We start from the raw sequence: 13,850 nt of genomic DNA, 5'->3' as shown, positions 1-13,850 counted from the left end.
GTCAGCGTCGGCGCGGGCGCGGGGCCCGGCCCGACGGCAGCCAGCCGAACCGCGCCAACGCGATGGTCCCGCGCTCGCTCACGACGACGCCCTCGTCGGTGAGCAGCCCGCGCTGGACCGCGGCGCCGACGGGATCGTGGATGGCGATGACGCCGAGCCCTCCGCGCTTGCCGACCACGCGCTGCCAGGGCAGGCGATCGGCTGGCGTCGAGGTCTTCATCGCGGCGCCGGCCACGCGCGCGCCGCCCGGGAACCCGGCCAGCTCGGCGATCTGGCCGTAGGTGGCGACCTTGCCGCGCGGGATCCGGCGCGCGACCGCGTGGATCGCGGCTCGGACCGCGCGGCCGTGGGCCGACAGCTCGTCGCTGGACGTCGCCATGGGGGCACGGTACGACAGGGCCACCATGCGGATCCAGGTGCTGTACTTCGCCGTGTTCCGCGAGCGGATCGGACGCGCGGACGACGAGCTCGAGCTGCCCGACGGCGCGACCGTCGGCGACGCGATCGCGGCGCTCGAGGGCCAGCACGCCATCATCGCCGGGCTGCGCGGCCACTACCGGATCGCCGTCAACCAGGCGATGACCGACGCCGCCCAGGTGCTGGTGGCCGGCGACGAGCTGGTGCTGATCCGCCGGTGGCGGGCGGCAACGATCGGATCCACGTCGCGATCCTCGACGCGCCGCTGTCGCTCGATCGCTGCGTCGCCGCGGTCGTGACGCCGGAGACCGGCGGCGTGTGCACGTTCACCGGCCTGGTGCGGCGCCACAGCCGCGGGGTCACGGTCGAGCGGCTCGAGTACGAGGCCTACGCCCAGATGGCCGAGAAGGTGATCCGCGCGCTGGTCGACGAGCTCGAGGCCGAGGTGCCGGGCGCGCGCGTGGCGATCGAGCACCGGGTCGGCGCGCTGGCGATCGGCGACGCCGCCGTCGTCATCGCGGCCGCGGCGCCGCACCGGGCCGAGGCGTTCACCGCGTGCCGGGCGGCGATCGATCGGCTCAAGGACCGCGCGCCGATCTGGAAGAAGGAGTTCGGCGACGACGGCGCGGTCTGGGTCGGCCTCGGGCCGTGACCGCCGTGACCGCGCTCGCTCCAGCGTGACCGGACCCCGCCGCGCGCCTCGACCACCGCCTCGGTGCCGATGCCGGTACCGAGCTACAGCGTGACCAGGCCGCGGCGCACGGCCTCGACCACCGCCTCGGTGCGGGTGCCGGCGCCGAGCTTGGCCATGACGCCGTTGACGTGGAACTTGGCGGTGTGGTCGCTGATGCCCAGGCGATCGGCGACCAGCTTGTTCGACAGGCCCTCGGCCAGGAGCGCCACGACCTGGCGCTCGCGTTCGGTGAGCTGGCCGGTGCCGGGGCGCGACGGCGGGGCCGTCGGCGGGCGGCTCGACACGAAGCTGGCGGCCAGCGGCGCGTCGATCACCGTCAGGCCACGCTCGACCGCCGCCAGGGCCGCGCCCCACTCGGGGCCGATCGAGTCGCGGCGGACCACGCCGCGGGCGCCGGCGGCCAGCACCGGCGCGACGAAGCTGCCGTCGGGCACCACCGCCACCACCGGCATCACCGCGCGCCGCAGCTCGGGCACGCGCGCCAGCGCCCGGGCCGGGTCGGCGCCGAGATCGAGCAGCATCACCTGGGCGTCCGCGGCCGGGACCACGACCACCTCGGGCGCGGTGGCCAGGAGCCGCTGGACCCCGGCGCGCATGAGCGCGTCGTCGGTGGTGATCGCGACCCGGACCGGGACGGCGAACGCCGCCGGCGCCGCGAGGTGCGAGGTCTGGGAGGGCGAGAGGGTGGGGTTGCGCGTCATCGGGGGGCCGCCAGGTGAAAAAAAACGTGAGGTCAACGTGGGTCGCCTCACCCCTGGCGTCAAGGGCAGGTCCGACGACCGCGGCCGGCCGATCGCCCTGACCGATCGGGCAGGGGCCGGCCCGAATGACAGGCGCAGGCCTGACCCAACGGCCGATGGGCGGCGACGACGGCGCGGCCCACGATGGCGTCATGCAACACCACACCGACATCGACGCCTCGCTCGTCGCCCTCGATCGCGCCCTCACCGGCGCGGTCACCGCCGCCGCCGCCAGCGTGGTCCGGGTCGCGCGCCGGCGCGGCGCCGGCTCGGGCCTGGCCTGGACCGACGAGCTGGTGGTCACCTCCAGCTTCCACACCCCCGACGAGCCCACCGTCGCGATCGCCGATGGCGACGACGTGGTCGAGCGCCCGGCCCGCGTGCTCGGCCGCGATCCCGGCACCGACGTCGCGCTGCTCGCGGTCGACGGCGGCGGCCTGGCGCCGATCGCCCAGCGCGAGCTCGACGGCGTCGCCGCGGGCCAGCTCGCGTTCGCGCTGGCGCGACCCGGGCGCGCGATCCGCGCGTCGATGCGCGCGCTCGGCGTGCTCGGCCCGACGGTGCGCACGCCGGCCGGTGGCCGGGTCGACCGCTACCTCGAGACCGACCGCGCGCTGCCGCGCGGGTTCGCCGGCGGGCCGCTGGTCGATCTGGCCGGACGCGCGCTGGGCATGAACACCCGGACGCTCTTCCCCGGCGTCGATCTGTGCGTGCCGATCACGACCCTGGCCCGGGTGGTCGAGGGCCTGCGCGCCCACGGCCGGATCGCCCGGGGCTACCTGGGCGTCGGCGTCCAGCCGGCGGCGATCCCGGCGGCGGTGTCCGACGGCCGCGGCCGCGGCGCGCTGGTGGTGTCGCTCGACGACGACGGCCCGGCCGCGCGCGCCGGCGTCCTGGTCGGCGACGTCGTCATCGCGATCGACGGCGCCCCGGTGACCGGGCCCGACGATCTGCGGCTGGCGGTGTTCGATCGGCCCGACGCCGAGGTGGCGATCGACCTGGTGCGCGGCGGCGTGCGCGCCGCGCTGACCGCGACCGTCGGGGCCCGGCCGTGACGACGGCGGCCGCGCGCGCCGACGACGGCGCCGCGCTCGACGCCTACTCGCAGGCGGTGATCGGCGTGGCCGAGCGCCTGGGGCCGGCGGTGGTCGCGGTCGAGATCCAGCGCGGCCGGCTGCGCGGCGCCGACGGCGCCGGCTCGGCGGTGGTGTGCACGCCCGACGGCTACCTGCTGTCGAACCACCACGTCGTCGACGGCGCGCGCGCGGTCCGGGTGCGCGCGCCGGCCGGCGAGCTCACGCCGGCCCGGGTGGTCGGCACCGATCCGGCCACCGACCTGGCGCTCTTGCACGCCGACCCGGTCGCGCTGGCGGCGCCCGCGCCCGGGCAGCTCGCGACCGAGCCGCTGCGGCCCGGCCAGCTGGTCGTCGCGATCGGCAACCCGCTGGGGTTCTCGTCGACGGTGTCGGCCGGCGTGGTGTCGGCGCTCGGGCGCAGCCTGCGCGGCAAGGACGGCCGGCTGATCGACGGCGTGGTCCAGCACACCGCGCAGCTCAACCCGGGCAACTCGGGCGGGCCGCTGGCCGACAGCCGCGGGCGCATCGTCGGGATCAACACCGCGATCATCGCGCGCTCGCAGGGCCTGGGCTTCGCGGTCGGCGCGGCGACCGCGGCCTGGGTGCTGGCCGAGCTGCTGGCCCGCGGTCGGGTGCGGCGCGCGTACCTCGGCGTCGGCGGCGCCACCCGGCCCCTCGATCGCCGGCTGGCCCGGGCCCACGGCGTGCTCGCGACCTCGGCGGTCGAGGTCATGAGCGTCGAGGCCGGCAGCCCGGCCGCGCGCGCCGGCGTGCGCGACGGCGATCTGATCATCGGGCTGGGCGGCGACGCGGTCACCTCGGTCGACGAGCTGGTGCGCAGCCTGCGGGCGGTCGCGGCCGGCGCCCGCGTGCCGCTGCGGCTGGTCCGGCGCGGCCGGCTGGCCGTGGTCGAGGTCGCGCCGAGCGAGCGCTGACCATCGGGTACAGTGCGCCGTGCCCGAACCCGCGCCCCCGCGCCCGCGCCCGAGCTTCTTCCGCCCCGACGGCACCACCGCGATCGAGCGGCGCGGCATGCCGCGGTCGTGGCGCGAGACGGTCCAGGCCGACGTCTACCACGCGCTCCGCCGGACCACCTGGACGCGGCTGTTCCTGGCGTTCGCGCTCGTGTTCTTCGTCATCAACCTGGGGTTCGCGGCGATCCTGTACGTCGGCGACGCGACGATCATCAACGCGCGCCCGGGCTCGTTCTGGGATCGCTTCTACTTCAGCGTCGAGACCCTCGCGACGATCGGCTACGGCTACATGGCGCCGGGCGACACGCTGGCCCACTGGATCGTCACGGTCGAGAGCCTGTTCGGCATCCTGATCACCGCGGTCATCACCGGGCTGGTGTTCGCCAAGTTCGGCACCACCACCGCCAAGGTGCTGTGGGCCCGGGTCGCGGTCGTCAGCTACGAGAGCGGCGTCCCGGTGCTGCAGTTCCGGATGGCCAACCACCGCTCGTCGGCGATCGTCGAGGCCACGATCAAGGTCGCGCTGTCGTGGACCGAGCGCCTGCCGACCGGCGAGGAGGCGCGGCGCATCTACGACCTGCCGCTGCGCCGGGCCACGTCGCCGATGTTCGCGCTGTCCTGGACCGCGTTCCACGCGATCGACGACGCCAGCCCGCTGGCCGGGGCCACGCCCAAGCTCCTGGCCGAGCGCATGGCGACCTTGCTCGTGACCTTCACCGGCATCGACGACGCGCTCGCCACCACGGTCCACACGCGGCACACCTACGTCTGGACCCAGATCGAGTGGCACCGGCGCTACGTCGACGTCCTCCACGACGACGACGAGGCCGGCGTCCGCTACCCACCTCCCGACTACGCCCCCCCGAGCGCCCCGCCAGTTCCACGACACCGCCGTCAGCCGGGACGACGCGCCGCGCGGGTGCGCCGGCCGGGCCAGGCCCCGACGGGCCGCCGTCCAGATCGCGCCCGACCCCGCCGACTACCGGCCAGGCCTCCACGACACCGCGATCGCCCGACGACGCGCCGCGCGGGTGAGCCGGCGGCCGGACGTCGAACCGCCGCTCAGCTCTTCGCGGGCAGGTTGGCGGCGGGCTGGATGAACAGCTCGTCGAGCTGCTTCTTCGCCACGCCGGTCGGGCACTCGGTCATCAGGTCCGAGCCCTTCTGGGTCTTCGGGAACGCGATCACGTCGCGCAGCGAGTCGGCGCCGGCCATGATCATCGCCAGGCGGTCGAGCCCGAGCGCGATGCCGCCGTGGGGCGGCGGCCCGTACTTGAACGCCTCGAGCAGGAACCCGAACTTCGCCCGGGCGTCGTCGTCGCTGATGCCCAGCGCCTTGAACACCCGCGCCTGCAGGTCCGAGCGGTGGATACGGATCGAGCCGCCGCCGACCTCGACGCCGTTGAGCACGAGGTCGTAGGCCCGGGCCAGCACCTGGCCGGGCGCGGTCTCGAGCAGGCCCTCGTCGGCCACGCGCGGCGACGTGAACGGGTGGTGCGACGCCGCCACCGCGCCGGTCTCGTCGTCGACCTCGAACAGCGGCGGATCGGTCAGCCACATGAACTGGTACTCGCCCTTGCGGGTGAGCCCGAGCAGCTCGCCGATGTGCAGGCGGATCGCGCCCATGCAGGTGTTGGCGACCTTGGCCTTGTCGGCGACGAACAGCAGCAGGTCGCCGGGGCCGGCGCCGGCCAGCTCGTTGAGGCGCGCGCGGGCCGCGTCGGTGACGCTCTTGGCGGGCGCGCCGGCCCAGGTGCCGCCGTCGCCGACGCGCACGAACGCGACGCCCTTGGCCCCGTACGGCTTGGCGAAGTCGGTCAGCTTGTCGAGCTGCGACCGGCTCAGACGATCGCCGTCGGGCACGCGCAGGCACTTGACGATGCCGCCCTTGGCGACGGTGTCGTCGAACACCCGGAAGCCGGTGTCGGGGCAGCCCGCCGACAGATCGCACAGGGTCAGGTCGAGCCGCAGGTCGGGCTTGTCGACGCCGTACTTGTCGATGGCCTCGGCGTAGGTCATCCGCCGCATCGGCAGCGTGACCTCGAGGCCGAGGACGTCCTTCCACAGGGCCGCGATCATCCCCTCGATCGTGGTCTGCAGGATCGCCTCGGTCACGAACGACATCTCGATGTCGATCTGCGTGAACTCGGGCTGGCGGTCGAGCCGGAGATCCTCGTCGCGGAAGCACCGGACGATCTGGAAGTAGCGATCGTAGCCCGCGACCATCAGGAGCTGCTTGAAGATCTGCGGCGACTCGGCCAGCGCGTAGAAGCTGCCGGGGTTGAGCCGCGACGGCACCAGGAAGTTGCGGGCGCCGCCGGGCGTGTACTTCACCATGAACGGCGTCTCGATCTCGAGGAAGCGGTCGTGCCCGAGGTAGTCGCGGACGGTCTTGGTGATCTGCGAGCGCGCGATCAGGTTCTTCTGCAGCTTGGGCCGGCGCAGATCGAGGTAGCGGTACTTGAGCCGCAGCGCCTCGTTGGTGTCGAGCTTGTCCTCGATCGGGAACGGCGGCGTGTCCGAGGTCGAGAACACCTCGAGATCGTCGGCCCACACCTCGATCGCGCCGGTGGCGAGGTTGGGGTTGGTGTTGCCGCCGCGCAGCTTGACCGTGCCGGCGACGCCGACGCAGTGCTCGGTGCGCAGGTCGGCCGCCAGCGCGAGGAGGGCGGGGGACGACTCCGACGGATCGAAGACGATCTGGGTGATGCCCTCGCGGTCGCGGAGGTCGATGAAGACGCAGCCGCCGTGATCGCGGTAGCTGCCGACCCAGCCGGTGAGGACGACCCGGGTGCCGGCGTCGGTTTCGCGGAGCTGTCCGCAGGTATGAGAACGAGCGTTGCGCTCGAGGAACGGGGCCATGGCGGCGCGCACCATATCGCGCGGCGTCATCGGGGATCTCGCGGCGCTCGCAAAAACTTGATCGCGCGGGCTGCTCGTGCGGATCGCGCGTGTGCGATCAGATCGTACATCGCGATCAGATCCCTCTTTCTGGAGTGATCGCATGGGGTTATCGGATCGATCAGATCCCGGGAGCTGTGGATAACTTGATCCCGTGAAATCGCGACTGATAGCATTTTGTTCGTCGGCTGGATCGCCACTCAGCGCCCACCGCCAACCGCTTCGGACACTCGCCGTGGGGCGCTCGGTCACCGAGACCCCCCACCGGTAGTGGGTCCTCCATGGCATCGCCCTGCCATGGCCGGCTACATCGCTATCTGCATATATAATAGAGTCTGCGTTGCGACTTTCCCTTGCCAGCTGTGAAGACTCGGGGCCGGTCCTCGCCTCGGTCGCTCACCCGGAAGTCTCCGCCGCCGACCTGATGCGCACCTCCCCCTGCTCCCACGGACCTGCGATCGCCGACCCCGGCGACGACGCGGTCGCGACCGTGGCGCGGCTGACCGAGGCGCTGCGTCGCGCGCGCCGCGGCAACGCCCCCGCCGAGGCCGTGCTGGCCGACGCCGAGGAGGCGCTGGCCCGGCGGATCCGCGCCCACGTCGCGCGCGGCGAGCTGAAGGTGACGCTGACCGGCAACCGCTACACGATGATCTCGGTGCGGCGGGCGCCGCGGGGCCACGGCCCCCGCAGCTACGACGTGCGCCTGCACTGCATGTTCGCCGACGCCGATCCGGTGATCGTCAAGGCCCTGGCCCAGTACGTCGTCGACAACGATCGCGACGCCTCGCGGGTGCTGGGCGACTTCATCGACGCCAACGCCGACGCCGTCCGGGGGCGCCGGCGCCCGGCCACGCCGGTGCTGATCACGACCGGCGATCACCACGACCTGCGCGCGATCTACGACGAGCTCAACGCGCGCTACTTCGACGACGCCATCGACGCCGCGATCACCTGGGGCGCGCGCACCGGCACGCCGCGCCGCCGCGCCAGCATCAAGATGGGCAGCTACTCGGTCGAGGAGCGCCTGATCCGCCTGCACCGGTCGCTCGACCGCGCGTTCGTGCCCCGGTTCTTCGTCGAGTGGATCGTGTTCCACGAGATGCTGCACCAGGTCCACGACATCAAGGTCCGGAACGGCCGCCGCGAGTTCCACTCGCGCGCGTTCCTCGACGCCGAGGCCCGGTTCGATCGCTACGTCGAGGCTCGCGCCTGGGAGCGCGCCAACCTCGACGCGCTCTTGACCTACTGACCGGCAGGGCGCCGGCTGCTCCCGGTCCAGGCCGAGGCGCTCGAGCCCCGCCGTCCGGCTCCGACCTCGCGCCGGTGCTCGACCGCCCGCGCCGCGCCGCGCCGGCTCACTCGACCGCGGTCACCGTGCCCTTGTGCACGCCGTCGTCCTTGACCGCGAAGGTCACCTTGTAGATCTTGCCCTGGACCAGCTTGGCCATCGTGGCCTCGAGCGCCGGGTCGTAGCGCAGCGCCAGCGATTGCTTGGACGCGTCCTCGAAATGGACGTTGTCGACCAGGTCCTCGCCGGCCAGGCCGCGGTTCTTGCTCCAGAACGACAGGCGCGCCGTCTGGGTCGCGCCGTCCTTGAGCGCGACCACGTCGATCTTGTCGGCGCCGGCGCCGGCCTTCTTGCCGCAGGCGGGCGCGACCGCGAGGCCCAGCGCGAGGACACACATGAGCAGCTTGTTCGTCATGCCCGGGAGTCGGCGGCGCGGGCCCGATGATCCCGAGAATCGACCGGACCCGCGCGACCACGCGGTCGCCCGGGGCTCACCGGGCCGGCAGCGCGACGTCCTGCCACAGCGCGCCCAGCTCGAGCTCGATCGCCTCGAACGGCTCGGCCTTGACCCGGGCGTCGTCGGCCCAGGTGCCACACAGGCTCCAGCGGTCAGCGTCGAGGCGGAGCACCTCGAGGGTCCGGACCAGCGGATCGACCAACCAGACGTGCCCGACCGCCGCGCGCGCGTAGATCGGCAGCTTGTCGACGCGGTCGAGGCGGGCCGTCGACGGCGACAGCACCTCGCAGGCCCAGTCGGGCGCGGCGGTGAAGTAGGCGCCGTCGTCGAGCGATCGCATGCGCTCGCGGCGCCAGCCGGCGAGGTCGGGGACCAGCACGTCGGCGTCCAGGTGCAGCTCGGGCTCGAGCAGGATGATCCAGCCCCCAGGTCCACCGCGTCCGCGCCCGAACGGCCACATCAGCTCGCCGACGAGCGCGGTGGCGGCCGCGGCGTGCGGCTTGGCCGGGCGCGGGCGCAGGTGCAGGTCGCCGTCGACGATCTCGGCCACCTGGTGGCGCGGCGCGGCCAGGATGTCGTCGTAGGTCGCGCGTCGGCGCGCCGGGGCCACCATGAGCGCCAGACTACCAGCTCGGGCTGGGGTCGCCTCAGTCGTCGATCAGGGCCAGGCGCTCGGCCAGCGCCGGCGGCAGGGGGGCGTCGGGGCCGGCGTCGAGCGCGGTCACCAGGTCGCCGGCGATCTCGGGCGTGAGCCCGGTCCACCAGCGCCCCGCCGGGTACTCGACCGCGGTCGGCCCGTCGAAGCACAGCCCCAGGCACTGGCAGCGCGTGATCGCGATCCGACCACCCGCGCCCCGGGCCAGCACCGCCTCGGTCAGCGCCTGGGCGAACGCCCGCCCGCCGCGATCGCCGCACGCCGGCCGTCCACCCTCGGGCCGATGGTTGTCACAGACGAACACGTGCACGCGCGGCATCTGGCCACAGCGTAGCAGCGCCGCCGGTACCACCGGCAACCCCGATCGCAGTAGGATGCGCCGGAGCAATCGGTTCCACCGATTCGATGTAGGAGCGAGGCGACCGCAGATGACCCGAGACGTGGACCCGATGCACGACCCGGCGCTCGACCGGACCGTGTCCGCCGAAGAGGCAGGCGCCGCGCCGCCCGACGCCGGGCCGCGGCTGCGGCCGGGCGGCAAGGTCGGGCGCTACCAGATCGTCGAGTTCCTCGCCGGCGGCGGGATGGGCTGGGTCTACCGCGCCCGCGACGCCGAGCTCGAGCGCGACGTGGCGATCAAGGTCGTCCAGCCGACCGCCATGGGCGCGCAGGGCCGCGAGCGCCTGCTGGCCGAGGCCCGGGCGATGGCGAGGCTGCAGCACCGGGCGGTGGTGCCGGTGTTCGACGTCGGCGAGCACGCGGGCGGCGTGTACGTCGCGATGGCGCTGCTCACCGGCGGCACGCTGCACGACTGGATGCACGCGGCCGCGCGGCCGTGGCGCGAGGTGCTCGCGCGGTTCATCGAGGCGGGGCGGGGCCTGGTCGCGGCTCACGCGGCCGGCCTGGTGCACCGCGACTTCAAGCCGAAGAACGTGCTGATCGGCGACGCGGGCGAGGTCATGGTCGCGGATTTCGGGATCGCGTCGGCCAGCGCGACGGGCTCGGGCGACGGCGGCGCGCACGAGACGTCGACGGTCGCCGGGACCCCGGCGTACATGGCGCCGGAGCAGGCCGAGGGCAAGGCGGTCGACGCGCGCGCCGACCAGTACAGCTTCTGCGTGAGCTTGTGGGAGGGGCTGCACGGGCAGCGGCCGCAGGAGGCCGACACCCGGACCCAGGGGCCCGCGCTCGAGCGCGCCCCGGACGCACCGAAGGCGCGGCGGGCGGTGCCAGCGTGGCTGACCGCGGCCTTGGTGCGCGGGTTCGCGTCCCAGCCCGAGCGGCGGTGGCCGACGATGCAGGCGCTGCTCGACGTGCTCGAGCGCGGGCTCGGACGGCGGCGGCGGATCGCGCTCGGCGCCGCCGGCGTCGGCTGCGTCGCCGCGGTGGCCGCCGCGCTGGTGGCGATGCGCCCGGCGCCGCGCGATCCGTGCCCGACGCCCGACGGCCTGACCTGGAACCCGGTGACCCGCGCGACGATCGCGCTCGCGTTCCGCGCGACCGGCTCGCAGGCCGCGGATGACACGCTGGCGCGGGTGGTCCCTCCGCTCCGGGGCTATGTGCGCGGCTGGCAGGCGCGCATGATCGACTCGTGCCGGGCGACGCATGTCAGCCACACCCAGTCGGCCGAGTTGCTCGATCGACGGGCGGTCTGCCTCGACGGCCGGCGCGCGCACGCCGCGGGCTTGATCGCGACGTTCGCGTCGGCGGACCGCGCGGTGGTCGCCGACGCGATCGGCGCGGTCGCGTCGATGCCCGGCCTCGAGGCCTGTGACCGCGGCGATGTGTTGATCGCCCGCCCGATGCCGTCGCCCGAACAACGTTCTGCGGTCGCGGCGGTCCAGCGGCAGCTGGCGCATGGCCGCGACCTGGGCCTGCGCGGTCGCCACCGGGAGGCCCTGGAGGTCTTCGAGGCCGCGCGCGCCGCGGCGCGCGCCAGCGGCTGGGCCCCGCTGCATGCCGAGGCGCTCGAGGCGGTCGCGCGCACGCGCATCCTCATGTTCCTCCCCAGCGACGATGTCGTCGACGAGCTGGCGGTCGAGGCCGCCAAGGCGAAGGACGACGCCCGCGCGCTGTTCGCGCTGGTCGAGTTGGTCACGAAGGAGCAGCTGCACGGCAACCTCGATCGCGCGGCCGCGCTGGAGCCGGTGCTGAACGCTGCGATCCTTCGCACCGACGGAGAGGACACCCTCAAGGTTCGCGCCGAGCTGGTCATGGCCTGGCGCGCGACCGCGGCGCACGACGATCGCCTGGCCACCGAGCGGATCGCCGCCGCCGAGGCGCACGCGGTGACCCCAGCGCTGCGCGGCGAGGTCCTCGGCCAGCGCGCGCGCGCGCAGCGGGACGCTGCCGCCGCGCTGCCGCTGTTCGAACAGGCGCAGGTCGAGCTGCGGCGCGCGTACGGTGAGTCCGAGCCGCACGTCGGGCGGAGCTACGTCGATATCGCGAACGTCAAGTTCCGCATGGGCGACGTCGACGGGGCCGAGGTCGCCTGGCGCGCCGCCGGTGCGATCTACCAGGGCTCGTTCGGCGACACCGACTCGCCGAGCATGAGTGACTACCTGCAGCTTGGCGGCATGATCGCGGAGGTGCGGGGGCGGATCGACGAAGCGGTGAGCCTGCTGACGCGCGCAGCCAAGGTGTACCGCGACATGGGCATGCCGGAGTCGCACGCGCAGGCCGAGCGCAACCTCGCCAACGTCCTCTCGAACGGCACCGACGACCAGTCCCAGGCCGAGGTCCACTACCGCCGTGCGCTCGAGGTGATGGAACGCGCGCGCGGCAAGTCGTCGGTCGAGTACGCGGACATCGAGGCGACCTTCGGCATGTTCCTGGCCATGGAAGACTGCGCCGCCGGCATGCCCTACCTCGAGCACGCACGGCCGCTGCTGGAAGCGGTCCGGCATCCGACCCTGGCCTCACTGTTCGCGCAGCTCGGCGATTGTGCCGAGGCCCGCGATCCGGACATGGCCGCCCGGCACTATCAGGCCGCCAGGGTCATCTGCACCGACCGAGGCTGTCCGGCCGGGATGCTCGAGCAGCTCGGCCTCGCCCAGGGCAAGCTGCTGGCGCGTGATCCTGCGACGCGGGCCCGCGCGCTCGCGATGCTCGAGGACGCCCAGGCGGGCTTCGCGCGCCTCGGTGACGACGAGGCCGTCGCGGAGGTCAAGACCGAGCTGGCGCGCTGGAAGCGATGATGGACCGTGACCCGGATGACCACGGCCGCGGCGCGGACCGCAGGAGCTGCAGATGGACGTAGACCCGTACGACGACACCCGGACCTCGACCGACGGCAAAGGCGGCGATGCGAGCGCGCGCCTGACCGCCGGCGCGACGATCGGCCGCTACGAGGTGCGCGGGGTGCTGGGCGCGGGCGGGATGGGCGTGGTGTATCGCGCGTTCGACCCGGAGCTGGGGCGCGAGCTGGCGATCAAGGTGGTGACGCCGGGGACGACGAGCGGCAAGGCCCAGGACCGGCTGCTCGACGAGGCGCGGGCGATGGCGAAGCTGCGGCACGCGCACATCGTGCCGGTGTTCGACGTCGGGTCGACGGCGGCGGGGGTGTACATCGTGATGCCGCTCTACAGCGGGGGGACGCTGCACGACTGGCTGCACGGGCAGAAGCGGCCGTGGCGCGAGGTGGTCGAGCGGTTCGTGGCGGCGGGGCAGGGGCTGGTGGCGGCGCACGCGGCCGGGTTGATCCACCGGGACTTCAAGCCCAAGAACGTGTTCCTGGGCGACGCGGGTGAGCCGCTGGTCGGGGACTTCGGCCTGGCCGCGCCGACCGCGTCGCTGCCGGGCGACCCGACGACGTCGGGGACCGCGACCACCTCGACGATCGCCGGGACGCCGGCGTACATGGCGCCGGAGCAGGCGGCGGGCGCAGGCGGTCGACGCGCGCGCCGATCAGTACGCGTACTGCATCTCGTTCTGGGAGGGCCTGTGCGGGCAGCGGCCGACCGAGGCCGAGACCCGGACCGAGGGCCCGCTGGCGTTCGCCCGACCGCTGCTCGATGGGCGCGAGCGCGGGGCGCCCGCCTGGCTGCTCACGGCCGTGGCGCGCGGGTTCGCGGCGATGCCCGAGCGTCGCTGGCCCTCGATCGACGCGCTCCTGACCCACATCGCGCGGCGGCGGCGGCGACGCACGCGGGTGGCGATCGGCGGCGGGGCGACGTTGGCACTCGCGGCGACGGCGGCCCTGTTCATGACCCAGCGCGGCCAGGCGGCGGCGCCGGATCCGTGCGCGCCGCCGACCGCGCGGGTTGCGGAGATCTGGAACCCAGCGCGGCGAAGCCAGCTGGTCGCGACGCTGGTGGGCGAGGATCCGGAGCAGGGCGCGGCCATCGGCGCGCGGGTGTCTGACGCGTTCGATCGGCTCGGCGAGGCCTGGAGCGCCGGGCACGTCGAGGCGTGTCGCGCGACCCGGGTGGAGGGGCGCCAGTCGGATGAGTTGCTCGATCGGCGGATGGCCTGCCTGGATCAGGCCTACGGCGGGTTCGCGGAGAGCGTGCGGGCGTTCGAGGCGGTGACGAGCCCGGCTGTCCTCGACGCGACGATCAAGGTGCTCGATGGGCTTCCCGACGTTGCGGCCTGCGCCGACACGTCGAAGTACGCCGACCAGCCTCCGCCTCCGACCGATCCGGACGCC

Annotated in this window: 11 protein-coding genes and 1 pseudogene; 7 read left to right on the top strand and 5 right to left on the bottom strand. The window is 74.0% G+C overall.

All coding sequences use genetic code 11. From position 1 onward, the window contains the following. Window position 1: 1 nt before the first annotated feature. On the bottom strand, window positions 2–379 hold the full coding sequence (locus tag IPL61_01930) for an MGMT family protein (protein MBK9030092.1): 378 nt from the start codon (window positions 377–379) through the stop codon (window positions 2–4). 25 nt (window positions 380–404) lie between these two features. Here IPL61_01930 and IPL61_01925 point away from each other — a divergent pair. After that, window positions 405–1,069: pseudogene (locus IPL61_01925) on the top strand (molybdenum cofactor biosynthesis protein MoaE). Window positions 1,070–1,152: 83 nt separating this feature from the next. On the opposite strand, the gene IPL61_01920 reads toward IPL61_01925, so the two are convergent. Next, window positions 1,153–1,812, bottom strand: a complete 660-nt coding sequence (locus IPL61_01920) for a response regulator transcription factor (GenBank protein MBK9030091.1) — start codon at window positions 1,810–1,812, stop codon at window positions 1,153–1,155. Between the two features lie 191 nt (window positions 1,813–2,003). Here IPL61_01920 and IPL61_01915 point away from each other — a divergent pair, with 191 nt between their 5' ends. From IPL61_01915 to IPL61_01900, 4 genes are all read left to right on the top strand, one after another. Further along, window positions 2,004–2,906 (top strand): PDZ domain-containing protein, encoded by a 903-nt coding sequence (locus IPL61_01915; protein MBK9030090.1) that lies wholly within the window; start codon window positions 2,004–2,006, stop codon window positions 2,904–2,906. Continuing rightward, a complete protein-coding gene (locus IPL61_01910; protein MBK9030089.1) occupies window positions 2,903–3,862 on the top strand; it encodes a trypsin-like peptidase domain-containing protein in 960 nt (319 codons plus the stop codon). Before IPL61_01915 ends, IPL61_01910 begins: the two co-directional genes overlap by 4 nt. Before the next feature lie 19 nt (window positions 3,863–3,881). Next, window positions 3,882–5,321, top strand: coding sequence for a hypothetical protein (locus IPL61_01905; protein ID MBK9030088.1), 1,440 nt, complete (start codon window positions 3,882–3,884; stop codon window positions 5,319–5,321). 1,905 nt (window positions 5,322–7,226) lie between these two features. Further along, entirely contained in the window at window positions 7,227–8,051 is an 825-nt protein-coding gene (locus IPL61_01900) for a M48 family metallopeptidase (protein MBK9030087.1), read from the top strand. Between the two features lie 106 nt (window positions 8,052–8,157). Here IPL61_01900 and IPL61_01895 read toward each other — a convergent pair whose 3' ends face one another. The 3 genes from IPL61_01895 to IPL61_01885 all read right to left on the bottom strand — a co-directional run bounded on the left by IPL61_01895 (window position 8,158) and on the right by IPL61_01885 (window position 9,521). Beyond that, entirely contained in the window at window positions 8,158–8,505 is a 348-nt protein-coding gene (locus tag IPL61_01895; protein MBK9030086.1) for a hypothetical protein, read from the bottom strand. A 76-nt stretch (window positions 8,506–8,581) separates the two neighbouring features. Beyond that, on the bottom strand, window positions 8,582–9,160 hold the full coding sequence (locus tag IPL61_01890) for a Uma2 family endonuclease (GenBank protein ID MBK9030085.1): 579 nt from the start codon (window positions 9,158–9,160) through the stop codon (window positions 8,582–8,584). Window positions 9,161–9,194: 34 nt separating this feature from the next. Beyond that, window positions 9,195–9,521 (bottom strand): (2Fe-2S) ferredoxin domain-containing protein, encoded by a 327-nt coding sequence (locus tag IPL61_01885; protein MBK9030084.1) that lies wholly within the window; start codon window positions 9,519–9,521, stop codon window positions 9,195–9,197. Between the two features lie 109 nt (window positions 9,522–9,630). On the opposite strand from IPL61_01885, the gene IPL61_01880 reads away from it, so the two are divergent. Then, complete coding sequence (locus IPL61_01880) at window positions 9,631–12,399, top strand: protein kinase (GenBank protein ID MBK9030083.1); 2,769 nt, start codon at window positions 9,631–9,633, stop codon at window positions 12,397–12,399. A 52-nt stretch (window positions 12,400–12,451) separates the two neighbouring features. After that, window positions 12,452–13,564 carry a serine/threonine protein kinase gene (locus IPL61_01875; protein MBK9030082.1) on the top strand — a complete coding sequence of 371 codons (1,113 nt, stop codon included), beginning with the start codon at window positions 12,452–12,454 and terminating at the stop codon, window positions 13,562–13,564. The last annotated feature ends 286 nt before the right edge of the window (window positions 13,565–13,850 follow it).

It is taken from the genome of Myxococcales bacterium (assembly GCA_016717005.1).
Classification (GTDB): domain Bacteria; phylum Myxococcota_A; class Polyangia; order Haliangiales; family Haliangiaceae; genus UBA2376.
This window is presented reverse-complemented; position numbering and strand designations above follow the sequence as displayed.